Annotated in this window: 21 protein-coding genes; 18 read left to right on the top strand and 3 right to left on the bottom strand. The window is 67.4% G+C overall.

Annotated elements, in window-relative coordinates:
* Window positions 1–54: 54 nt before the first annotated feature.
* From ACYX4S_RS12385 to ACYX4S_RS12360, 6 genes are all read left to right on the top strand, one after another.
* Window positions 55–1,041 carry an ABC transporter permease gene (locus ACYX4S_RS12385; RefSeq protein WP_476360392.1) on the top strand — a complete coding sequence of 329 codons (987 nt, stop codon included), beginning with the start codon at window positions 55–57 and terminating at the stop codon, window positions 1,039–1,041.
* A gap of 37 nt (window positions 1,042–1,078) precedes the next feature.
* On the top strand, window positions 1,079–2,032 hold the full coding sequence (locus ACYX4S_RS12380) for an iron chelate uptake ABC transporter family permease subunit (protein ID WP_476360391.1): 954 nt from the start codon (window positions 1,079–1,081) through the stop codon (window positions 2,030–2,032).
* Window positions 2,029–2,805, top strand: a complete 777-nt coding sequence (locus ACYX4S_RS12375) for an iron ABC transporter ATP-binding protein (protein WP_476360390.1) — start codon at window positions 2,029–2,031, stop codon at window positions 2,803–2,805. The genes ACYX4S_RS12380 and ACYX4S_RS12375 overlap by 4 nt, the downstream gene beginning before the upstream one ends.
* A 248-nt stretch (window positions 2,806–3,053) precedes the next feature.
* A complete protein-coding gene (locus tag ACYX4S_RS12370) occupies window positions 3,054–4,232 on the top strand; it encodes an acyl-CoA dehydrogenase family protein (RefSeq protein ID WP_476360389.1) in 1,179 nt (392 codons plus the stop codon).
* A gap of 23 nt (window positions 4,233–4,255) precedes the next feature.
* Entirely contained in the window at window positions 4,256–5,584 is a 1,329-nt protein-coding gene (locus ACYX4S_RS12365) for an MmgE/PrpD family protein (RefSeq protein WP_476360388.1), read from the top strand.
* The gene (locus tag ACYX4S_RS12360; RefSeq protein WP_476360387.1) at window positions 5,581–6,411 is read left to right on the top strand and encodes an HTD2 family dehydratase; all 831 of its coding nucleotides are present in this window, start codon (window positions 5,581–5,583) and stop codon (window positions 6,409–6,411) included. The genes ACYX4S_RS12365 and ACYX4S_RS12360 overlap by 4 nt, the downstream gene beginning before the upstream one ends.
* Before the next feature lie 38 nt (window positions 6,412–6,449).
* On the opposite strand, the gene ACYX4S_RS12355 is transcribed toward ACYX4S_RS12360, so the two are convergent.
* Complete coding sequence (locus tag ACYX4S_RS12355) at window positions 6,450–7,388, bottom strand: LysR family transcriptional regulator (RefSeq protein ID WP_422068209.1); 939 nt, start codon at window positions 7,386–7,388, stop codon at window positions 6,450–6,452.
* A 29-nt stretch (window positions 7,389–7,417) separates the two neighbouring features.
* Window positions 7,418–8,542, bottom strand: coding sequence for a zinc-dependent alcohol dehydrogenase family protein (locus ACYX4S_RS12350; protein WP_422068210.1), 1,125 nt, complete (start codon window positions 8,540–8,542; stop codon window positions 7,418–7,420).
* A gap of 211 nt (window positions 8,543–8,753) precedes the next feature.
* On the opposite strand from ACYX4S_RS12350, the gene ACYX4S_RS12345 reads away from it, so the two are divergent.
* The 8 genes from ACYX4S_RS12345 (at window position 8,754) to ACYX4S_RS12310 (ending at window position 16,714) form a co-directional block, all read left to right on the top strand.
* Complete coding sequence (locus ACYX4S_RS12345; protein WP_476360386.1) at window positions 8,754–9,716, top strand: cyclase family protein; 963 nt, start codon at window positions 8,754–8,756, stop codon at window positions 9,714–9,716.
* 71 nt (window positions 9,717–9,787) lie between these two features.
* Window positions 9,788–11,077 (top strand): ABC transporter substrate-binding protein, encoded by a 1,290-nt coding sequence (locus tag ACYX4S_RS12340; RefSeq protein ID WP_476360385.1) that lies wholly within the window; start codon window positions 9,788–9,790, stop codon window positions 11,075–11,077.
* A 126-nt stretch (window positions 11,078–11,203) separates the two neighbouring features.
* The gene (locus ACYX4S_RS12335) at window positions 11,204–12,109 is read left to right on the top strand and encodes a branched-chain amino acid ABC transporter permease (RefSeq protein ID WP_476360384.1); all 906 of its coding nucleotides are present in this window, start codon (window positions 11,204–11,206) and stop codon (window positions 12,107–12,109) included.
* A 9-nt stretch (window positions 12,110–12,118) separates the two neighbouring features.
* Window positions 12,119–13,072 (top strand): branched-chain amino acid ABC transporter permease, encoded by a 954-nt coding sequence (locus ACYX4S_RS12330; protein WP_293718709.1) that lies wholly within the window; start codon window positions 12,119–12,121, stop codon window positions 13,070–13,072.
* Window positions 13,069–13,818, top strand: coding sequence for an ABC transporter ATP-binding protein (locus ACYX4S_RS12325; protein ID WP_476360383.1), 750 nt, complete (start codon window positions 13,069–13,071; stop codon window positions 13,816–13,818). The genes ACYX4S_RS12330 and ACYX4S_RS12325 overlap by 4 nt, the downstream gene beginning before the upstream one ends.
* The gene (locus tag ACYX4S_RS12320) at window positions 13,818–14,492 is read left to right on the top strand and encodes an ABC transporter ATP-binding protein (protein WP_476360382.1); all 675 of its coding nucleotides are present in this window, start codon (window positions 13,818–13,820) and stop codon (window positions 14,490–14,492) included. Before ACYX4S_RS12325 ends, ACYX4S_RS12320 begins: the two co-directional genes overlap by 1 nt.
* Window positions 14,493–14,496: 4 nt before the next feature.
* Window positions 14,497–15,954: an aldehyde dehydrogenase family protein gene (locus tag ACYX4S_RS12315; RefSeq protein WP_476360381.1), complete on the top strand. Its 1,458-nt coding sequence runs from the start codon at window positions 14,497–14,499 to the stop codon at window positions 15,952–15,954.
* 10 nt (window positions 15,955–15,964) lie between these two features.
* Entirely contained in the window at window positions 15,965–16,714 is a 750-nt protein-coding gene (locus ACYX4S_RS12310) for an SDR family oxidoreductase (protein ID WP_476360380.1), read from the top strand.
* Between the two features lie 71 nt (window positions 16,715–16,785).
* On the opposite strand, the gene ACYX4S_RS12305 is transcribed toward ACYX4S_RS12310, so the two are convergent.
* On the bottom strand, window positions 16,786–17,625 hold the full coding sequence (locus ACYX4S_RS12305) for an HpcH/HpaI aldolase/citrate lyase family protein (RefSeq protein WP_422068214.1): 840 nt from the start codon (window positions 17,623–17,625) through the stop codon (window positions 16,786–16,788).
* A gap of 255 nt (window positions 17,626–17,880) precedes the next feature.
* Here ACYX4S_RS12305 and ACYX4S_RS12300 point away from each other — a divergent pair, with 255 nt between their 5' ends.
* The 4 genes from ACYX4S_RS12300 to hisD all read left to right on the top strand — a co-directional run bounded on the left by ACYX4S_RS12300 (window position 17,881) and on the right by hisD (window position 21,698).
* Complete coding sequence (locus tag ACYX4S_RS12300; RefSeq protein ID WP_476360379.1) at window positions 17,881–19,029, top strand: CaiB/BaiF CoA transferase family protein; 1,149 nt, start codon at window positions 17,881–17,883, stop codon at window positions 19,027–19,029.
* 23 nt (window positions 19,030–19,052) lie between these two features.
* A complete protein-coding gene (locus ACYX4S_RS12295; protein ID WP_476360378.1) occupies window positions 19,053–19,781 on the top strand; it encodes a class I SAM-dependent methyltransferase in 729 nt (242 codons plus the stop codon).
* Window positions 19,782–19,907: 126 nt separating this feature from the next.
* Window positions 19,908–20,351, top strand: a complete 444-nt coding sequence (locus ACYX4S_RS12290; protein ID WP_293718724.1) for a DUF2948 family protein — start codon at window positions 19,908–19,910, stop codon at window positions 20,349–20,351.
* A 51-nt stretch (window positions 20,352–20,402) separates the two neighbouring features.
* Window positions 20,403–21,698 (top strand): histidinol dehydrogenase, encoded by a 1,296-nt coding sequence (gene hisD, locus ACYX4S_RS12285; RefSeq protein WP_476360377.1) that lies wholly within the window; start codon window positions 20,403–20,405, stop codon window positions 21,696–21,698.
* Window positions 21,699–21,714 lie beyond the last annotated feature (16 nt).

Here is a 21,714-nt window from a genome sequence, read left to right as displayed (position 1 = left end):
GGAACCCGGGCCCGAAACAGGAAGGTTGTGCGGTCCCCGGGGACCGCCCACTCCATGCCAGACGTCGAACGACTGCCCTCCCGTCACATCGGAACCGGTGCGCTGGTGCTGGCGCTGCTCGCGCTGGCCAGCCTTTTCGTGGGCGTCGTGGACGTGAACCCGGCCAGACTGCTCGACGCGGCAACCCGCGACGAGGCACTGGCGGCGCTGGTCGAGACCCGTATTCCCAGAACGCTGGCGCTGCTTCTCTGCGGCGCGAGCCTCGCGGTCGCCGGCGTCATCATGCAGATCCTCGCCCGCAACCGTTTCGTCGAACCCTCCACGGCCGGCACCATCGAGGCCGCAGGCCTTGGAATGCTGGTCATGCTGTTGCTTTTCCCCGGTGCGCCGGTGGTGGTGAAGTCACTCGTCGCGGCCCTTTTCGCCCTCGCCGGAACGGGGCTCTTCCTGCGCCTTCTGCGGCACGTGCCACCGCATTCACCGCTTCTCGTTCCGCTGACCGGGATCATGCTGGGGGCGGTGCTTGGCTCCACGACCGCGTGGCTGGCCTACCGTTTCGACATGATGCAGGCGCTGGGCGCCTGGCGGAACGGCGACTTTTCCCTCGTGATCGCAGGGCGTTACGAACTCCTGTGGATCGCCGGGGTTCTGGGCGGACTTGCCTATTTCGCGGCCGACCGCTTCACCATCGCCGGCCTTGGCGAGGACATGAGCCGCAATCTCGGCCTCGACCACAAAAGCACGGTGGCGCTTGGCCTGACCATCGTGGCGCTGGTGTCCGCACTGGTGGTGAGCACGGTCGGCTCCATCCCCTTTCTCGGGCTTGTGGTGCCCAATCTCGTTGCCCGCATGCTGGGCGACAACCTGCGCCGGACGCTGCCCGTCATCGCGATGACGGGAGCGGGGCTCGTTCTGGCCTGTGATATCGTCGGGCGGATCGTCGTCGCGCCCTACGAGATCCCCGTCGGCACGGTCTTCGGTGTCGTGGGCAGCGGGCTGTTCCTGTTTCTCCTGCTGAGGCGGACGTCCGATGCGGCATGAGGCGGCTCTTTCGCGGTCCTGGCGGCCAGGCCCGCACATGGTTCTCCTCCTGCTCGCCCTGGCGACACTGGCGGTCGCGGTCGCTTTCCTGACCGTGGGGCTGCGCGGCCCCGTCGATCTCGTGCTGATGCTGCGCGGGCGCAGGCTCGCCGCGATCTGCGTGGTCGCGGTGGCGACCGCGGTCTCGACCGTGATCTTCCAGACGATTGCCGGGAACCGTCTGCTGACCCCGTCGATCATGGGATTCGACGCGCTCTATGCCCTTGTGCAGACCGCTCTGGTCTTCGTCTTCGGCAGCCTGTGGCTGCTGGATGTGAACCCGCGCCTGCTGTTCTTCCTCGAGGCGGGCATGATGGTCGCCTTCGCGCTGGCGCTCTATCGCTGGCTGTTCCTGGGGCGTGGCCGCAGCCTGCACCTCATGCTGCTGGTTGGAGTGGTTCTCGGGCTGCTGTTTCGAAGCATCACCAACCTGCTTCAACGCATGATCGATCCGAACGAGTTCGTCGTGCTGCAGGAGCGCCTTTTCGCCAGTTTCAATGGGGTTGCCCCCGATCTTCTGGCGATTTCCGCCGCCGTTCTGGCCGTCGTGCTCGTGGTGGTCTGGCGAATGCGCGACACGCTCGACGTGCTTCTTCTGGGGCGTGACCAGGCCATCGGGCTGGGCGTCGATCACCGCCGGACGGTCTCGCTGGTGCTGCTGCTCGTCGCGTTGCAGGTGGCGGTCGCGACCGCGCTTGTCGGCCCGCTCAATGGGTTCGAGCCGATCAGCTTCTTCGGTCTTCTGGTCGCGACGCTCGCCCATGCGGTCCTGCCGGGCTTCCGGCATCGCCATCTTCTGCCCGCGGCGGCGATGCTCGGGATCCTGGTTCTCGCCGGCGGCCAGCTTCTGCTCGAGCAGCTTCTGGGGCTGGGTTCGACGGTCGGGATCGTCACCGAGTTCGCCGGCGGAATTGTCTTCATTATCATGCTGTTGAAAGGTATCGCGCGATGATCGGGGTCGAGGCGGTCAGCAAGGGATACGGCGGAAATCTCGTCGTCGATGACGTGAGCCTGACGATCCCGAGGGGCCGGCTTACCGGCATCATCGGGCCGAACGGCGCCGGAAAATCGACATTGCTCGGCATCATGGCGCGCCTGCTCGAGGCCGACCGCGGACACGTAACCGTTGACGGGCTGGACGTGCGGGATACCCCCGGCCGCGACCTGGCCAGGCGGCTTTCGGTTCTCAAGCAGGACAACGCGATTTCAGCGCGTCTGACGGTGCGCGACCTCGTCGGCTTCGGACGTTTTCCCCATGGGCGCGGGCGGTTGGGCGAGGAGGATCACGCCCATGTGGATCGTGCGCTCGCCTACCTGGAACTCGAGGACCTGTCGGGCCGCTTTCTGGACGAGCTGTCCGGGGGACAACGCCAGCGCGCCCATGTGGCGATGGTGCTGTGCCAGGACACCGACTACATGCTGTTCGACGAGCCGCTCGCAAGCCTCGATATCCGCCATGCCGTTGCGATGATGGACCTTTTGCGCCGCGCCGCGCGCGATTTCGACAAGGCGGTCGTCGTGGTGCTTCATGATCTCAACATCGCGGCGAACTTCTCCGACGAGGTGATTGCGATGAAGGACGGGCGGGTCGCGGCACAAGGTCCCGTCGACGAGGCCATGACGGCGACGCGGCTGAGCGCGATCTACGGTTTGCCGGTGGAGGTGCACGCCATCGCGGGCCAGCGTGTCATCACATATGCGTCGCCCGTGAAGTCCGCCGGGTGACCGACCGAAAGGGCAATCCCGAAAAACAACGGGCGGAATTTTTCGAAGAATTGAGTCGATTTCTTGCGAAATTGACGCCTCCCGACGCCGTCTTCGCCGGGAGCGGGCTGTCACGAGGCTAGCGGGTTATCGCTATGGCCTTCCGTTTCGGCTATAGGTCCACGCAATGGCGACGAGAGGCAAAAGGCATTTCCCGTTCCGGGCCGGACCTGCGATCCTCGCGACCGAAATACAGACCGGGGAGTCACATGGAGTCGTTCGATCCGACCGCTGAGTATTCTGAAATCCGCGATGGCGTCGCGCGGGTCTGCGCGGAGTATCCTGGCGCCTACTGGCGCGATCTCGATCGCCGCCGCGCCTACCCGAAGGAATTCGTCGACGCGCTCATCCGCGAGGGCTATCTCGCCGCGATGATCCCGGAGGAATATGGCGGCTCGGGCCTGAACCTCTCGGCCGCCGCCGTTATCCTCGAGGAAATCCACCGCAACGGCTGCAACGCCGCTGCCTGTCACGCCCAGATGTACACCATGGGCACGGTGCTGCGGCACGGCAACGCCGAGCAGAAGGCGATGTATCTGCCGGGCATCGCCGACGGGTCGCTGCGCCTGCAGGCCTTCGGCGTCACGGAGCCGACGAGCGGCACCGACACGCTGTCGCTGCGCACCACGGCGCGCCGTGACGGCGACGACTACATCGTCAACGGGCAGAAGATCTGGATCTCGCGCGCCGAGCATTCGGACCTCATGGTGCTGCTGGCGCGGACCACGCCGCGAGAGCAGGCGAAATCGCGCACCGACGGCCTGTCGGTGTTCCTCGTCGACCTGCGCGAGCTCAAGGGCAACGGCGTCGAGATCCGTCCGATCCGCACGATGATCAACCACGCGACGACCGAGATATTCTTCGACAATGCCCGCATTCCGGCCTCCAGCCTGATCGGTGAGGAGGGCAAGGGCTTCCGCTACATCCTGTCGGGAATGAACTCCGAGCGCATCCTGATCGCCGCCGAGTGCATCGGTGACGCGAAGTGGTTCATCGAGACGGGCTCGGCCTATGCGAAGGAGCGTCAGGTCTTCGGCACGCCCATCGGGCGCAACCAGGGCATCCAGTTCCCTCTGGCGCGCTCCTACGCGCACATGCTTGCCGCCGAGGCGATCGTCTATCGGGCGGCCGCCATGTATGACGCCGGGCACAACCCGGGCGTGGAGGCCAACGCCGCCAAGATGCTCGCCGCCGATGCAAGCTGGGAGGCGGCGGAAGCATGTCTGCAGACCCACGGCGGCTTCGGCTTCGCGGAGGAATACGACGTGGAGCGGAAGTTCCGCGAGGCGCGCCTCTATCAGGTCGCCCCGATTTCCACCAACCTGATCCTGTGCTTCATCGCCGAGCAGGTTCTGGGGCTGCCGAAGTCCTACGGCCCGAACGCCTGACCGGGGACGAGAAGGGGAAAACCATGTCTCTGATCGGGGATGTCCTCGACCTTGCCGCCCTGCCGGACGATGCGCTGCCCGGGTCCGCGCTGGCGTTCGCCAGGCTGTCGCTGCTCGACTGGCTTGCCTGCGGGCGGGCGGGCGTCCGCGAACCGCTTGCCGGGAAGATGCGCGAGCTTGCCGCGCTGGAAGGGGGGAGAGGCGTTGCCTCGCTCTTCGGCGGCGGCCGCGCGCCGGCTCGCATGGCCGCCCTCGTCAATGGCGCGACCAGTCACGCGCTCGACTATGACGACACCCACTTCGCCCATGTGGGGCATCCTTCCGTTGCGATCTTCCCCGCCGCCCTTGCGGTCGCGGAGGAGCGCGGGTCGGACGTCGGGGCGGTGGTCCGGGCCTTCCTCGTCGGCGCGGAAGCCTCCGTCCGCATCGGCATCGCGCTGGGGGCGGCCCATTACAATCGCGGATTCCACCAGACCGCGACGGCCGGAGCCTTCGGCGCGACGGTCGCCGCCGGAAGGCTGATGGGGCTGACCCGCGATCAGATGCGCGTCGCCCTGGGGCTCTGCGCCACGCGCGCCTCGGGCCTCAAGAGCCAGTTCGGCACCATGGGCAAGCCCTACAATGCCGGCATCGCCGCCTCGAACGGGGTGGAATGCGCGACGCTGGCGGCACTTGGCTTCACCTCCTGCGACGACGGGCTGCTCGACCGGCAGGGCTTCCTGCCCACGCATTCCGATGCGATTGACGAGGCCGCCACCTTCCGCGACCCGCCGCCGGAGACCTTTCTGTTCGAAGCCGTCAAATACAAGCTGCACGCCTGCTGCCACGGCACGCATGCCATGATCGAGGCGCTGCTCGAGGCAAGGCGCGAACGGGGCACCGCCGCCGAGGAGGTCGCCTCGCTCCAGGTGTTCACGAACCCGCGCTGGCTTTCGGTCTGTGACATCAAGCGCCCGCGCACCGGACTCGAAGTGAAGTTCAGCTACGCCTGGCTTGCCGGCATGGCACTGTCCGGCATCGATACGGCACGTGACGCGACCTATACGGACCGGCTCGCCGGCGATGCATGGCTTGCCGACTTCGCCACGCGCGTCACCGTGACGGGGGAGGAAGGCCTCAGCGACATGCAGGCGCGCTGTTCGTTGACACTCAGGAACAACGAGACGCTGACGGTGACGCACGATCTGGCCGACCCGATCCGCCCCGAGGTTCTGGAACAGGGCCTGCTCCGCAAGGCGGAAGCCCTGCTTGGCGCGGCGGAGACGGCGGGTCTCCGGGCAATCGCGCTCGAGGACGCGCCTGAAACGGCGACGGGCCTGGGACGAACCATTCGCGGGGGAGACGACACATGAGTGACGCGGACGACTATTCGGGGTGGATCGGCCATCGTATCTCGCGCAGCGAGATCGTCACGGACCGCATGGTCGAGCATTTCCGGCTGACGCTGACGGGCACGCGGGGACCGCTCGACGTGCCGGCCGGCTTCCACTGGTGTCTCGCCCCGGACGCGGTGGAGCCCGCGGACTTCGGCCGTGACGGTCATCCCCGCACCGGGATCTTCCTTCCGGCGCTGCCGTTGCCCCGGCGCATGTGGGCCGGTGGCGAAGTGGTCTGGTCCGGGGAAATCGGCCCCGGCGATACCGTTGAGCGCATATCGACGATCCGCGATGTGACCTTCAAGCAGGGCCGCAGCGGACCGCTCGGCTTCGTGACGGTCGATCACGAGTATCTGGTTGGCGGCGAGGTGCGGATCCGCGATCGGCAGGACATCGTCTACCGGGAAGATCCGAAGCCGGGCGTGCAGCCCGCGCCGAAGGCGGGCGAGCCCTGGGAACCGGTGCAAAGCTGGAAAATCACGCCAACCTCGACACTGCTCTTCCGCTATTCCGCGCTGACCTTCAACGGCCACCGCATTCACTACGATTATCCCTATGCCACCGGTGTCGAGGGATATGACGGGCTCGTCGTGCATGGTCCGCTCCAGTCGACCTGGATGCAGAACCTTGCCGCCGATCTTCTCGGGCGCCTGCCCGCATCCTTCGCCTATCGCGGCCTGTCGCCGCTGACCTGCGACCGTCCGGTGATGGTCGAGGCGCGCGAGACGGACGAGGGCATCGAACTGCGGGTGCGTCGCGGCGAGGACGGCGTCGTGACCATGCAAGGTCTTGCACGGGTATGACGCTGGCGCGGGCCTGACGCCCGCATGTGGGGACACGCTCAGGCGTCGACCAGTTGCCCTTCCCAGATGCCCCGGCGCACGAGATCGCGCGCGACTTCGAGCGTGATCTGCTCCACCGCGCGGCAGGCGCGACTTTGCGAACGCGTGGGCTTGGACACGAGATAGACCGGGCGCGGGATCACCGGCGCCACGATGGGGGCCTTCAGCAATTCTCCCCGGGCGACGAAGTCGTGCACGGCGGCGGGCGCGAAGATCGTATGGCCCGATCCGCGCGCGGCGAGCTCCTTGATCTGCGTCATCGCGTCCATCTCGATCACCACGTTGAGCGCGATGCCGTTGGCCGCCGCGTGACGCTCGATGGTCTTGCGCAGCCCGTGCGAGGGGCCGGGCAGGATCATCTCCAGGTCGGACAGCGCGCGCATGGGGACGGGCGTTCCCGGTGGCGTGTCGAGGGGCCAGGTGTCGGGGGCGGAGAAGAAGAAGAGCTGCTCGTCGAGCACGTGGATGACGCGGAAATGCTCGACCTTCTCCAGATCGTAGAGAAAGCCCATGTCGACCGTCTCGTCCTCGATCCAGCCCTTGATGTAGCCACTCATCGCCTCGATGGCGCGCAACCGCACGTCCGGAAGCTCGACGCGCACCGTCTCTGCAAGCGGCACCGACATGACCATGGAAATCGACGGCGGGAGGCCGAAGCCGACCTTGCCCCGGGTGGACCCGCTGAGGTCGTGCATCTCGGCGACCAGCCGGTCCATGCTGGCGCAGATCTCGCGCGCATGCGCGACGAGGAGCTGGCCCTCATGGGTCAGCACCGTGCCGCGCGGCGACCGCTCCACCAGCCTGACGCCGAGTTCATGCTCCATGCGCTGCACGTACTGGGACAGCGAGGGTTGCGCGACGCCGATCTCCGCGGCCGCCGCCGAGAGCGACGGCGCCTCGGAGATGGCGATGAAGTAGCGCAGGTGTCTGATGTCCATGAGACCGGGTATCGCTTCCCTTGGGGATGTCAGTCGAACTCGATGATCTGGCGGATCGCCGTCCCGTCGTGAAGCTGGTCCATCGCGAGGTTGATATCGTCGAGCTTCAGCCGGTGGCTGAGCATCTTTTCCACCGGCAGAAGCCCGCGCGCGTGCAGGGCGAACATGCGGGGCAGGTCGCGCTGGGGCACGCAGGAGCCGATGTAGCTGCCCTTGAGCGAGCGTTCCTCGGCGACGAGCTTCAGCGCGTTGAGCGACATGCGCGCGTCCGGATGCGGCAGGCCCGCCGTGACCGTGGTTCCGCCGCGCCGGGTGATGTCGTAGGCGGTCTCCAGGGCACGCACCGAACCGGCCAACTCGAAGGCGTAGTCGACGCCGCCACCGGTGAGATCGCGCACCGCCTCGACCGTTTTCTCGTCCGCCGTGACCACATCCGTCGCCCCCATCCGCCGTGCCGTCTCGAGCTTGGAGGCGAAGGGATCGATGGCGACGATCTGCCCGGCGCCCGAGGCGGCCGCGCCAAGGATCGCGGAAAGGCCCACGCCGCCGAGACCGACCACCGCGACCTTGGAGCCCGGCTTGATATGGGCGGTGTTGAAGACCGCGCCGGCGCCGGTGAGCATGGCGCAGGAGAACAGCGCCGACAGGTGAGGGGCCACATCCGCCTCGACCTTGACCAGCGACTGGCGCGACAGCACCGCGTGGCAGGCGAAGGCGGAGACGCCGACGTGGTGGTTCACCGGCGTTCCGTCCATGGAAAGTCGCCGGGCGCCGGTCATCAGCTCGCCGACGCCGTGGTGGCGGGCGGCGCGCTCGCAAAGGGCCGGCCTGCCTTCCGCGCAAGGGGTGCAGCGCCCGCAGCCGGGCGCGAAGATGCACACCACATGGTCGCCCGGCGCAAGGTCGTCGACACCGGCGCCGACCTCTTCCACGAAGCCGGACGCCTCGTGGCCGAGCACCATGGGCAGCGGGCGTGGACGCGTGCCGTTGATGACCGAAAGGTCCGAATGGCAGACGCCCGCCGCGGCGATCCGGATCAGGACCTCGCCGCGCCCCGGGCCCTCGAGGTCGAGCTCACGCACCGTGAGCGGGCGCTCGGCCGCGAAATTCTCGGTGACTCCGCCTCGCTCCAGAACGGCTGCCGTGATCTTCATGTGGTCCTCCCGATACTGTCCTTGTCCGCGTGCTTCGGCGCGTTGCCGAGGCACGATCCTCCCGGACACTAAAGACGCATAGCCGAAATCGGTCTATCATTCCGTGTCAGTTATAGGATTAGGCTATGACCGGGTGCTTCGCAAATTATTGGTAGCCCTCATGGGGAGAACCTAGGCTTCCCGATATCCAAGACGCTCTGGGAGGAAGCAGATGGGTATCACGACAAAAAGCGCATGTCTTGCAGCCGGGCTTCTCGTCGCGGCGGGATCCGCGGCGTTTGCCGAGGGATCGCACGACTGGACGACATCGAAGTGGGGCAAGGACGACCAGATCGGTGCCGCCAACCTGATGACGCCGGAGAGCGTCAAGGCGGCCTCGCAACTGGTCACGACCGGCAAGGTCTACAGCCTCGGGATGATCGTCGGCAGCGACACGCCGGCCTTTCCGCCGCGCAGCCTGTCGGTGACGGTTCTCCAGCCGAACCAGATTTCCAACAGCGGCATGGGCAAGAACGCCTTCACCTACAATGACGACATCTTCATGGGCTGGCTGGGCATCGGTCCGCAGATCGACGGCCTGGGTCATGCCGGCGTCGACCACGTCTACTACAACGGACACAAGGACAGCGATTTCGCCAAGGCCGCCGGTCTGACGGAACTCGGCCTGCACAACCTGCCGGGTCTCGTGGGCCGTGGCGTGCTGCTCGACATGGCGAAGTTCTACGGCGTCGACATGGTGGAGGAAGGCACGGCCTATACCGCCGACGACGTGAAGGCGGCCGCGAAGCAGCAGGGAGTCGAGCTGCGCGAGGGCGATATCGTCCTGTTCAATTCCAACTGGATGAACCTGCTCGACGGCGAGAACCCCGATCCGAAGCGCTTCGGCGCCGCCGAGCCCGGGCTCGGTGTAAGCGGCGCGGAGTATCTGGCGGAACTGGGCGTCATGGCGGTCGGCGCCGACACCTGGGGCATGGAGGTCGTGCCGGCCGAGGTGGAGGGCGACGCGTTCCGCGCCCACCAGATCCTGCAGCCCGAGAACGGCATCTACATCCTTGAAAACATGGACACGCGCAAACTCGCGAAGGACGAGGCGCACGAGTTCCTGTTCGTGCTGGGTCAGGCCCGGCTGAAGGGGGCCGTGCAGATGATCATCAATCCGATCGCGATCCGCTGACGGGAAGATCCGCAGCGAAACGGGAGATGGCGGGCGGCAGGTGTCGCCCGCCCACTTTTGGGAGGAAACCAATGAAGAAGCTACTGCTTGCAACGGCGGCGATGATCGCCGCCCCGCTCGCGGCCCTTGCCGCCGAGAAGCCGGCCGAACTCAAGGTCGGCGTCACCACGTTCCTGACCGGCCCGGCCTCGGTCTTCGGCGTCCCCGGGCGCGACGCGGCCGAGATCCTCGTCGAGAAGATCAACGCCGAGGGTGGCATCGCCGGCGTTCCGGTGAAGCTCTCCTTCATCGACGAGGGCGCGGGCGCCGAGGCGCTGACCTCCGAGTACCGCCGCCAGGTGGAGAGCGAGGGCGCCCACGCCATGCTCGCCTCGATCTCCTCTGGCAACTGCCAGACGATCGCCCCGCTTGCCGAGGATCTGAAGGTCCTCAACATCATGTGGGATTGCGGCACGCAGAAGATCTTCGAGGAAGGGAAGTACAACTACGTCTTCCGCACGCAGGCCAACGCCACGCCGGAAATGCTGGCGACCGTGGTCTATCTTCTCAAGACCCATCCGGACTTCAAGACCATCGCCGTCGTCAACCAGGACTACGCCTGGGGCCGCGACAGCTGGCAGATCTTCTCCACCGCGCTGAAGGCCATGAAGCCGGACGTCGAGGTGGTCGGCGAGTTCTTCCCCAAGTTCGGCGCGCCGGACTTCTCCACCGAGATCTCGCGCCTGCAGGCGATGCAGCCGGACGTCATCCTGTCCACCTCCTGGGGCGGTGATCTGGACACCTTCATCCAGCAGGCGGCGCAGCGCGGCCTGATGAACACCTCGACCTTCGTCATTCCGCTGGCCGAAAGCTCACTCGAGCGCCTGGGCTCCACGCTCCCCGCCGGCCATATCGTCGGCGCGCGCGGCGACCACTACTTCCTGCATCCGGATCGCCGTGACGATGCGGACTTCAAGGAGTTCATGGCCGCCTTCGAGGAAAAGACCGGCTCCCACGCGATCTATCCGGTCTTCCACATGAGCCAGGCGATCGCCGCGCTCAAGGCCGCCTACGAGAAGGCCGCCGAGGCCAAGGGCGGCGAATGGCCGAGCGAGGACGAGGTCATCGCCGCGCTCGAGGGCCTGACGTTCCAGGGTCTGGGCCGCGAGGTCACCATCCGTGAGGATCACCAGGGCATCGAGGCGCAGCTTCTGGGCACCAGCGTCCAGAGCGGCGAATATCCCTTCGCCACGCTCGAGAACATCATGATCTTCGACGGCGCCGACCTGACCGCTCCGGTCGGCGAGGAGTCCGTGGAGTGGGTGAGCAAGCTCGGTCCCGACTTCGTCGAGAGCGTCAAGGTCGACACCTACGAAAAGTAAGCGTCCGTCAACGAGACGCATCGCGGCGGGGCCCGTGCCCCGCCGCGTCCGCCGCAGGCCCGCATGCCACCGCGCACAACAGCCGGCCCGCGACAGCGATGCCATCACCGCGCGCAACGGAACCCCATGAACCTGACCCTGTTCCTACTGGCCCTGTTCGACGGAGTAGCCTACGCGGCGCTCGTCTTCATCGTCGCCGTCGGTCTCACCCTCATCTTCGGCGTCATGCGCATTCTCAACGTGGCGCATGGCTCGCTCTACGCCGTCGGCGCCTATCTCACCGTGTCGCTCACCGGCTGGGTGCTGGCGATGGGTGCCGCCCCGGTGCTCGCCTTTCCGCTGATGCTGGTCTCCGCCGTGCTCGTCGGCGTGCTGGTCGGCGGACCGATCGAATGGCTGCTGCTGCGCCGGATCTACAACAAGCCTGAGGTGCTCCAACTCCTGGTCACCTTCGCGGTGTTCATGATCCTGGAGGACGTGCAGCGGCTCGTGTGGGGCACCCAGCCCTATTTCCAGGCCGCAGTGCTGCAGGAACTGGGCCGCGTGACCGTTTTCGGCGTCACCTACATGGCCTATCAGCTCATCCTTCTGCCGGTGATCGCGCTGGTGCTGCTGTTCGGCCTGCGCTTCTTCCTGCGCCACACGGTGATCGGCAAGCTCATTCTCGCCACCACCGAGGACCGCGAGGCGGCCCAGTCCATCGGCATCGACGCGGACAAGGTGTTCCTGCTCACCTTCATCGTCGGCGCGACGCTCGCCGGTCTCGGTGGCGCGCTCGCCTCGCCGACGACCTCGATCCTGCCCGGCATGGGCGCGGACATGATCGTGCTGTCCTTCGCGGTGGTGGCCACCGCCGGCCTCGGCCAGATCGAGGGCGCCGCCTTCACCGCGCTGCTGATCGGCCTGGGCCGCTCCTTCGCGGTCTACGTGTGGCCGGAAACGGCGGTGCTCGTTCCCTATCTCATCATGCTGCTCGTTCTGCTGGTGCGCCCCGAGGGGCTCTTCGGCAGCCCGTCGGCGCGCAAGATCTGAGGCGGGCCCATGCTGTTTCGTGTCCTGATTCCGCTTCTCGCCGTTGCCGCCGTGGCGATCGTGCCCTTCGCGGCGCCCTCGCTGCAGCTCCTGGTGAACCTTGCGCTTGCCAAGGGGCTGGCCGTCGTCGGCGTGACCGTGCTCCTGCGCGCCGGCCAGGTCTCCTTCGGCCATGCGCTCTACTTCGCCATCGCCGCCTATGGCGCGGCCTTCCTGTCGTCGTTCATGAACGGCGCCGACCTGATCCTCGTCATCCTGGCGGCGGTCGCCTCCGCCGCCCTGTCGGGACTTCTCGTCGGCCTCTTCGTGGTGCGCTACCGGGGCATCTTCTTCGGAATGCTGAACCTGGCGTTCTCGATGATCTTCTGGTCGATCCTGGAAAAGTTCTACCACTACACCGGCGGCGCGGACGGCATCCGCCTGCCGCGCCCGACCGTCCTCGGCATGGCGCTGGAACGCGGTCCCTTCGAACTGCTGCTGTTCTACCTGTCGCTGGCGCTTGCGCTGCTGCTCGGCTGGTTCACCGTGCGCTGGTTCTCCTCGCCGGTCGGACAGCTCTTCCAGACGGTGAAGACCAACGAGACCCGTCTCCAGTATCTGGGTGTGTCGCCGCAGCGCACGCTGCTTGTCGGCTATGTGCTCTCCGCCGTCCTGTGCGGCACCGGCGGCGTGCTCATGGGCATCGCCCAGGGCGTGGTGACGCCGGAGTTCGCCTGGTGGATCCGCTCAGGCGAGATGGTCTTCATCGCCGTGCTCGGCGGCGCCGGTTCGGTGCCGGGCGCCTTCATCGGCGCGCTGATCTACGAGGTGGTGCGCACCTATGCCAGCGCCTTCGCCGGTGACGTGTGGCAGATGCTGCTCGGCGGCTTCCTGCTCGTCATCATCCTGTTCGCCCCCGGCGGTGTCATCGGCATCTACGACCGCCTGACCGGGCGCGCCGGCGCCCAAGGGAGGTCCGAATGACCGCGCCCCTTCTCGAGGCTCACGACCTCCAGATCCGCTTCGGCGGCGTGATCGCCGCCGACGGCGTGTCGCTCAAGATCGAACGCGGCCGCAATCTCGCGATCATCGGTCCCAACGGGGCCGGGAAGACCACCTTCCTCAACATCTGCACCGGCTGGATCAAGCCGAGCCGGGGCAAGGTGATGTTCGAGGGCAAGGACATCACGCCGCTGCAGCCGCGCAGGATCGTGAAGCTGGGCGTCGCGCGGGCCTTCCAGATCCCGCAGCTCTTCACCGAGCACACGGCGCTGGAAAACCTGCTGATCTCGGTCGCCGCGCGCGACGGACTGAAGAACCCGCTGCAGAACCTGCACGACGTGCCCGAGCGCGAGGAGATGATGCATCTGCTCGACATGGTGGGCTGCGCGGACGTGGCCGACCGGCACGTGGTGGAACTCTCCGAGGGCCAGCGCAAGCTGATCGACATCGCCGTCGCGCTGGCGCTCAAACCCCGCCTGCTGCTGATGGACGAGCCGACGTCGGGCGTCGCCTCCTCGGAGAAGTTCGCCGTCATGGACATTCTCGTGAAGGCGCTCGCCGAGGCGGAGGTGACGGCCGTCTTCGTCGAGCACGACATGGGCATCGTCTCGCGTTACGCGGACGAAGTGGCCGTATGGGCGGCCGGAAACGTGCAGATGCGCGGCTCGCCGGCGGAAATCCTGAAACATCCGGACGTGATCCGCGACGTGATCGGGGAGGCGGTGTGATGCTGGAACTCAAGAACGTCGACGCGCGCATCGGCATCATCCCGATCCTGCGCGGCATCAACCTGACCATCGAGGCGGGCGAGACGGTCGCCCTCATCGGCCGCAACGGCGCGGGCAAGACCACGCTGCTGCGCTCGATCATGGGCTTCACCACCGTCACAGGCTCCATGAGCTTCGCGGGCACGGAGATGACCTCGCTCATTCCGGCCAGGCGCCCGGGGCTCGGCATCGGCTACGCGCCGGAGGACAGGCGGCTGTTCTCCCCCTTCACGGTGGAGGAGAACATCCTGCTGCCGGCGCAGGTGGCGCGTCTCGACGCCGCCGAGACCAAACGCCGTATCGACCGGGTCTACGACATCCTGCCCGAACTCAGGGAGATGGCGGGACGCCCGGCCGGCAACGTGTCCGGCGGGCAGGGCAAGATGGTGGCGCTCGGCCGCGCGCTCATGCTCGGCACGAAGCTCGTGATGCTCGACGAACCCTTCCAGGGTCTGGCGCCCGCGCTGGCGCTTCGCTACGCCGACGCGCTCAAGGCCCTGCGCGATGCCGACCTCACGGTCGCGCTCGTGATCACCGAATCCAACCCCTCCCTGCTGCGCGGCTTTGCCGGTCGCACGCTCGTGATCGAGCGTGGCGAGGTCAGCGAGGGTGTCCTGGAGCACGAAAGGACCTGATCCGATGGACAATCTGAAAGACTTGCTGCCCGATCCCCTGAACCTGATCGGTGGCAGATGGATCCCTGCGGCCTCGGCCAGGGAAATGGAGGTCCGCTCGCCGGTCGATGGCGCGGTGTTCGCGGCGATCGCGGACTCCGGTCCCGAGGACGTGGACGCGGCAGTTCGCGCCGCCCGCGCGGCGTTTGACGGGGGCGACTGGTCGAAGCTGACGGCGGCCGAACGCGGCCGGCTCATGCTGAAGCTGTCGGCCCGCATCGCAGACGAGGCGGAAGCGCTGGCGCGCCTCGAGACGCGCGACAACGGCAAGCCGCTGAAGCAGGCGCGCGCCGACATGCTGGTCACCGCCCGCTACTTCGAGTTCTACGGCGGCGCGGCCGACAAGGTGCACGGCGAGGTGATCCCCTTCCTCGCCGGCTACAATGTCGAGATGCACCGCGAGCCGCACGGCGTGACCGGGCACATCATTCCGTGGAACTACCCCGCGCAGATGTTCGCCCGCTCGCTGGCGCCGGCGCTCGCCATGGGCAACGCGACCGTGCTGAAGCCGGCGGAGGATGCGTGCCTCACCGCGCTGAGGATCGCCGAGCTTGCGCGCGAGGTCGGCTTCCCCGCCGGGGCGATCAATGTGGTGACCGGCCGGGGCGAGGTCGCCGGCAAGGCCCTTTCCGAGCATCCGGGCGTCGACTTCCTGTCGTTCACCGGCTCGCCGGAGGTGGGCGTCATGATCCAGGTCGCAGCGGCGAAAAACTTCATCGGCTGCACGCTGGAGCTTGGCGGCAAGTCGCCGCAGATCGTTTTCGCCGATGCCGATCTCGAGGCGGCCTATCCGGTGATCGTCAACGCGATCATCCAGAACGGAGGGCAGACCTGCTCCGCCGGGTCGCGCATCCTGATCGAACGCCCGATCTACGATCAGGTGATGGCCGAACTGGCCCGCCGCTTCGGCGAGATCGCCTGTTCCGACAGCTCCGACGAGAACGCGGTTCTCGGTCCGCTCATCTCTGCAAGACAGAAGCAGCGGGTCGAACGCTACATCGAGGAGGCGGACGCGCCCCTGGTGGCGCGTGGCACCATCGCCGGCAACGCGCCGGAGGGTGGCTACTATGTGCCCGCCGCCCTGTTCGGCCCGTGCGACCCGACGTCCCGCATCGCGCAGGAAGAAGTCTTCGGTCCGGTGCTCTGCGCCATTCCCTTCGACGACGAGGCGGAGGCGATCCGCATCGCCAACGACACCGAATACGGGCTCGTGACCGGTTTGTGGACCCGTGACGGCAGCCGCCAGCAGCGGGTGTCCAAGGCCATGCGGTGCGGTCAGGTCTTCATCAACGGCTATGGCGCCGGCGGCGGCGTGGAGCTGCCCTTCGGCGGCGTTCGCAAGTCCGGTCACGGCCGCGAGAAGGGGTTCGAGGCCCTGCACGAGTTCTCGCGCATCAAGACCATCGTCAACAACCACGGGTGAGGAACATCCAATGAGACTTTCCGGCAAGACAACGCTCGTCACGGGCGCGGCATCCGGCTTCGGCAAGGGCATCGCCGAAGCCTTCATTCGCGAGGGCGCGAAGGTCGCCGTCGTCGATCTCAACGGCGAGGGGGCGAAGGCCGTTGCCGCCGAACTGGGCGAGGGGGCGATTGCGATCACCTGCGACGTGTCGAAGGCCGACGACGTGCAGGCGGCCGTCGACGAGACCCTCAAGGCCTTCGGCTCGCTCGACATCGTGGTCAACAACGCGGGCTGGACCAACCCCAACAAGCCGCTGATGGAGACCGACGAGGCGACCTTCCGCAAGATCTACGACATCAACGTCCTGTCGATCTTCCACATGACCAAGACCTGCGTGCCGGTATGGGAGAAGCAGGGCGGCGGCGTCATGATCAACGTCGGCTCGACGGCGGGCATCCGGCCGCGCCCCGGTCTTACCTGGTACAACTCGTCCAAGGGCGCGGTGAACCTGATGACCCGCAGCCTGGCGGTGGAGCTGGCGCCGAGCAGGATCCGCGTCAACGGCATCGCGCCCGTGATGGGGGCGACCGGGCTGCTTGAACAGTTCATGGGCGTGCCCGACACGCCGGAGAACCGCGAGCGCTTCATCGCCACGATCCCCATGGGACGCCTCTCCGAGCCGCGCGACATCGCCAATGCGGCGCTCTACCTCGCCTCCGACGAAGCCGACTTCATCACCGGTGTCATCCTGGAGGTGGATGGCGGCCGCACCATCTGACGCCCCGGGGTTCTTGCCCCAAACTGGGGCCGGCTCCTTCCCCTCGGGGCCGGCCCCGCTTTTTCTCCGAGTCAGCCCTTCCCGGCGGCGCGGTCCAGGATCTGACGTGCGCGCAGGACGACCGGAAGGTCCACCATGGCGCCGTCCACCGCAACCGCACGCGTGCCGTCCCCGGCCGCCTCCACCACGCGGGTGGCCCAGGCGATCTCCTCCTCCGCTGGAAGGAATCCGGCGCGGGCGGGGGCGATCTGGGCGGGATGGATCAGCAGCTTGCCGCCGAACCCGAGGGTGCGCGCATGATGGCAGTCGTCGGTGATCAGGCCCGCGTCGCGGATGTCGGCCGTCACCCCGTCGATAGGTGCGCCCTGTCCGGCGAGCCTTGCGGCGAGCGCCAGTTCGAAACGCGCGTGGGAGAGCGGGCCGCGCTCATGGGCAATGCCGATGTCGGCCGCGAAGTCGATGGAACCGAAGGCGAGACGATGGCTCGCGCGGGCGATCTCGCGGGCATTGGCGAGGCCCGCGGCGCTCTCCACAAGCGCCACGACGGGCAGGCCGGTGCGGGCACCGGCGTCGCGGACGGCCTCCGCCGTTTCCGCCTTGGGCAGGACGATACCGGAAAGCGGGAGGGTCGCGCAGGCGGCCAGGTCGTCGCCATGCCACCGGGTATCGGCCGCGTTGACACGCACCAGCACGGGCACGGGAGCGTCAAGGCCGGCGAGCGCCTCGCCGAGCGCCGTCGCGAGACCCGCCCGCGCGTCCGGCTTGTCCTCTGGCGGCACCGCGTCCTCCAGGTCGACGAACACCGCGTCGGCTCCCGCCGCGAGGGCCTTGGCGAAGCGTTCGGGACGGTTGCCCGGCACGAAGAGGGGGAGGGCGATCCGCGTCAGCGGATTGTCGGCATGTGCGGTCATGGCGGTTCCTGCAAGTGTGTGGGAAGGGCGGCAAGACTGCGCGCTTGCGGTTTCGAAAGGAAATAGCGGGATGTGCGCGGACACATAGTCTGGAGCAATAGGTCCGGGGACGCGTGAACGCGAGGGGAGAGGGTTCAATTCGTCGCAGTTGCGCAAGGCATAGCCTGAGACAATAACGGCGGCGCAAGCCCTTTATTACTCCGCCCCGGGTCCCTCGGGCATACTCGCGCCAAAAGAAAGGGAGATGCCTTCATCATGGCTTCCGATTTGTCCGGTTTGTTCGTTGTGTCCGTGGAGCAGGCGGTTGCCGCTCCCTATCTGTCGGGACGTCTTGCGGAGGCCGGTGCCCGCGTCATCAAGGTCGAACGGCCGGAAGGCGACTTCGCGCGCCAGTACGACCACCTCGTTCACGGCGAAAGCGCCTATTTCGTCTGGCTGAACCGGGGCAAGGAATCCGTCTGCCTCGATCTTCGCCAGGAGGACGACAAGGCGCTGCTCGAGGAGATGATCTCCCGTGCCGACGTCTTCATCCAGAATCTGGCGCCGGGCGCGATCTCGCGGCTCGGTTTCGCGCCGGAGCGCCTGCGCGAGGCCAATCCGCGCCTGATCACCGTGTCGATCTCCGGCTATGGCGAGGACGGCCCCTATCGCGACCTCAAGGCCTATGACCTGCTGGTGCAGGCGGAAAGCGGCCTCTCGTCCATCACCGGCAACCAGGAGGGGCCGGCACGCGTTGGCGTGTCCGTGTGCGACATCTCCGCCGGCATGACCGCGCATCAGGCCGTGCTGCAGGCGCTCTTCGCGCGTGAACGCAGCGGCGAGGGGCGCCACATCACCGTGTCGCTCTATCACGCGCTCGCCGACTGGATGAACGTGCCGTATCTCCAGTTCGCCTATGGCGGCAAGACGCCGGCGCGTTCGGGCCTCAACCATCCGACCATCGCCCCCTATGGCGCCTATGCCGGGAGCGACGGCAAGGAAGTGCTGTTTTCCATCCAGAACGAACGCGAGTGGGCGATCCTGTGCCGCGACGTGCTGGGGCGCGAGGAGGTGGCGCGCGATCCGCGCTTCGACAGCAACTCCAACCGCGTCGCCAATCGCGCGGCGCTGGACGACATCATCGCGTCCGTCTTCGGCACGATCCCGCGCGACGAGATCGCGGAGAGACTGGAGGCCGCGCGCATCGCCTATGGGCGCGTGTCGACCATGGACGATCTGGTCGCCCATCCCCAGAACCGCTATGTGGAGGCCGACACGCCGACAGGGCCGGTGCGCCTGCTCGCGCCCGGCGCCCTGGTCGACGGACACTCGCCCGCGTTCGGCCCCGTGCCGGCGCTTGGCGCGGACACGGACCGGGTGCGCGACGAGTTCGCCCCCGCCGGCGTCGGGCGGGCACGGTCGTGAACACGGGAAACGGAAGCGCAGCCATGACCACCACCCTTTCGCGTGCCGGAGACACCCCGCCGCCGCCCGTTCCGCAGACGAACGAGCGTCTGCTCGACCTGCTTGCGCGCGCCGGCGCGCGCGACGTTCTCGACATCGGCTGCGGCCATGGCGCGCTGTCTCGGCTTCTTGCCGCCAACGGCTACCGGGTGACCGGCATCGATCCCGACTGGACGGCGGTCGAGACGGCACGCGCCAAGGTGGCCGGGGCCCGGTTCGAAGTGGCGACGGCGGAAAACCTTCCCTTCGCCGAGGACGGTTTCGACGCGGCGGTCTTTCTCAACGCGTTGCATCATGTTCCAGGCGCGGCGATGGCAAGGGCCCTCGACGAGGCGCTTCGGGTCCTGCGGCCCGGCGGCACGCTGGTCGTGGTGGAACCGCTCGCGCGCGGGTCCTTCTTCGAGGTCATGCGGCCGGTGGAGGACGAGACCGCGATCCGCGCCGAGGCGATGACGGCGCTTGATGAGCGCATCGCGAAGCGGGACTGCGAGCTTCGCCAGAAGGTCGTCTACGACCGGGCGACGACCTTCGGGACGCTCGATGACTTCATCGCCTATCTGGTCGCCGTCGATCCGGCACGGCGCGAGGTCGCCGACGCGCGTCGTGCGGAGCTTCAGTCCCTGTTCGAACGCCACGCGGTCAAGGCGGTGGACGGGCACCTTCTGGTGCAGCCATTGATGCTTGCGGAGCTCGGCGCGCCGCCGCGCGGGTGAGTTCCCGGTTGCTTTGAGGCGCGAAATCATTACCTAAGGCGGGCGGGGGCATGCTCCGGCCCGTCCGGCCGGTCTGCGTCCCCCTGTCAATGTTACCAGCCAGACCGCACCGGGACGCGCAGATCAATGGATCAGCTCAAACTTGCCGCGCTTGATGCCGAGGACCTTCAGGTTCTCTCGGCGCATGTTCAGGATGCCGTGCTCAAGGTGGGCGACATTCGCTTCTTCGCCGCCGACGGGCATCTCGTTCTGACGATGAACCGCTTCGTCTGGGACAAGGCGCAGGGAAAACCGCGCCGGGGCGAGCAGCTCGAGCGCCGCAGGGCCGCGCTGTCCTTTGCCCGCGTGAGCGATCTCAAGGCGCTGAACATCCGCCAGGACGAGAAGGACGCGATCCTGTCCCTGCTCGCCATTTCGTTCGAGCCGGGCGAGGAGCCCTCGGGCCGTGTCGAACTGGTGTTCGCCGGCGGGGCCAGCCTGTCGTTTTCCGTCGAATGCATCGAGGCGCAGCTCGCCGACCTCGGTTCCGCCTGGGCGACGGACCACCGGCCGCAGCACGCGCTCGACTGATCCTTCCGGGACCCGCTCCCGCCGTTTCATGCAAGTTTCGGAGTGATTGCCTTGGTGCTTCGACTGTCCACGAAGGATGCGGACTTCAGCGCCGCCTTCGCCGATCTTCTCGCCAGCAAGCGTGAAGCCTCCGCCGATGTGGACGCGACCGTGCGCGACATCCTCGACGACGTGCGCGAAAACGGCGACGCGGCGCTCCTGGCCTACACAGCGCGCTTCGACAGGCTGGAGGCGGACAGCATCCAGGCGCTCGCGGTCACCGAGGCGGAGATCGACGCGGCCCTGGCCGGCATCGAGCCGCGGACGCTCGAGGCCCTGACGCTGGCCCGCGACCGTATCGCCTCCCATCATGCCCGGCAGATGCCGAAGGACGACCGTTACACCGATCCGCTCGGCGTCGAACTCGGCTCGCGCTGGACCGCCATCGAGGCGGTGGGCCTCTATGTGCCCGGCGGTACCGCAAGCTACCCCTCTTCGGTGCTGATGAACGCGGTGCCCGCACGGGTCGCCGGCGTGGACCGCATGGTGATGTGCGTGCCAAGCCCCGACGGCGTGCTCAATCCGCTGGTGCTGGCCGCCGCCCGCCTTGCCGGCGTCACCGAGATCTACCGGATCGGCGGCGCGCAGGCGATCGCCGCCCTTGCCTATGGAACGGACACGATTTCGCCGGTCTCCAAGATCGTGGGCCCGGGCAACGCCTTCGTGGCGGCCGCCAAGCGCCGGGTGTTCGGCACCGTCGGCATCGACATGGTGGCGGGCCCGTCCGAAATCCTCGTGGTGGCCGACGGCGAGAACGATCCCGACTGGATCGCGGCGGATCTCCTGTCCCAGGCCGAACACGACACCAGCGCCCAGTCGATCCTGATCACCGAGGATGCCGGTTTCGCGGACCGGGTGGCGGAGGCCGTTGAACGCCAGCTTGCGCTCCTTCCACGTGGAGAGGTTGCCGGCGCGAGCTGGCGCGACTTCGGCGCCATCATCATGCTCGACCGCCTGGACGAGGCGCCGGCCCTGGTGGATGCCATCGCGCCCGAACACCTGGAACTTGCCGTCGCCGACCCGGACGCGCTTTTCGCGCGCATTCGAAACGCGGGCGCGGTCTTCCTGGGCCGTCACACGCCCGAGGCCATCGGTGACTATGTGGGCGGGTCCAATCACGTGCTGCCCACGGCACGCTCGGCGCGCTTTTCCTCCGGGCTTTCGGTTCTCGACTTCGTCAAGCGGACCTCGATCCTGCGCTGCAACGCGGACAACCTGCGTGACCTCGGACCCGCCGCCATCCGGCTCGCGGAGGAGGAGGGACTGGGCGCTCACGCGCGCTCGGTGGCCATCCGCCTGAACCTTTGACGCCGCTGCGACGCGC

This window comes from Stappia sp. ABD4_338 (assembly GCF_056312175.1).
The sequence above is the reverse complement of the archived record's forward strand: the minus strand, read 5'-3'. Positions and strand labels throughout refer to the sequence as shown.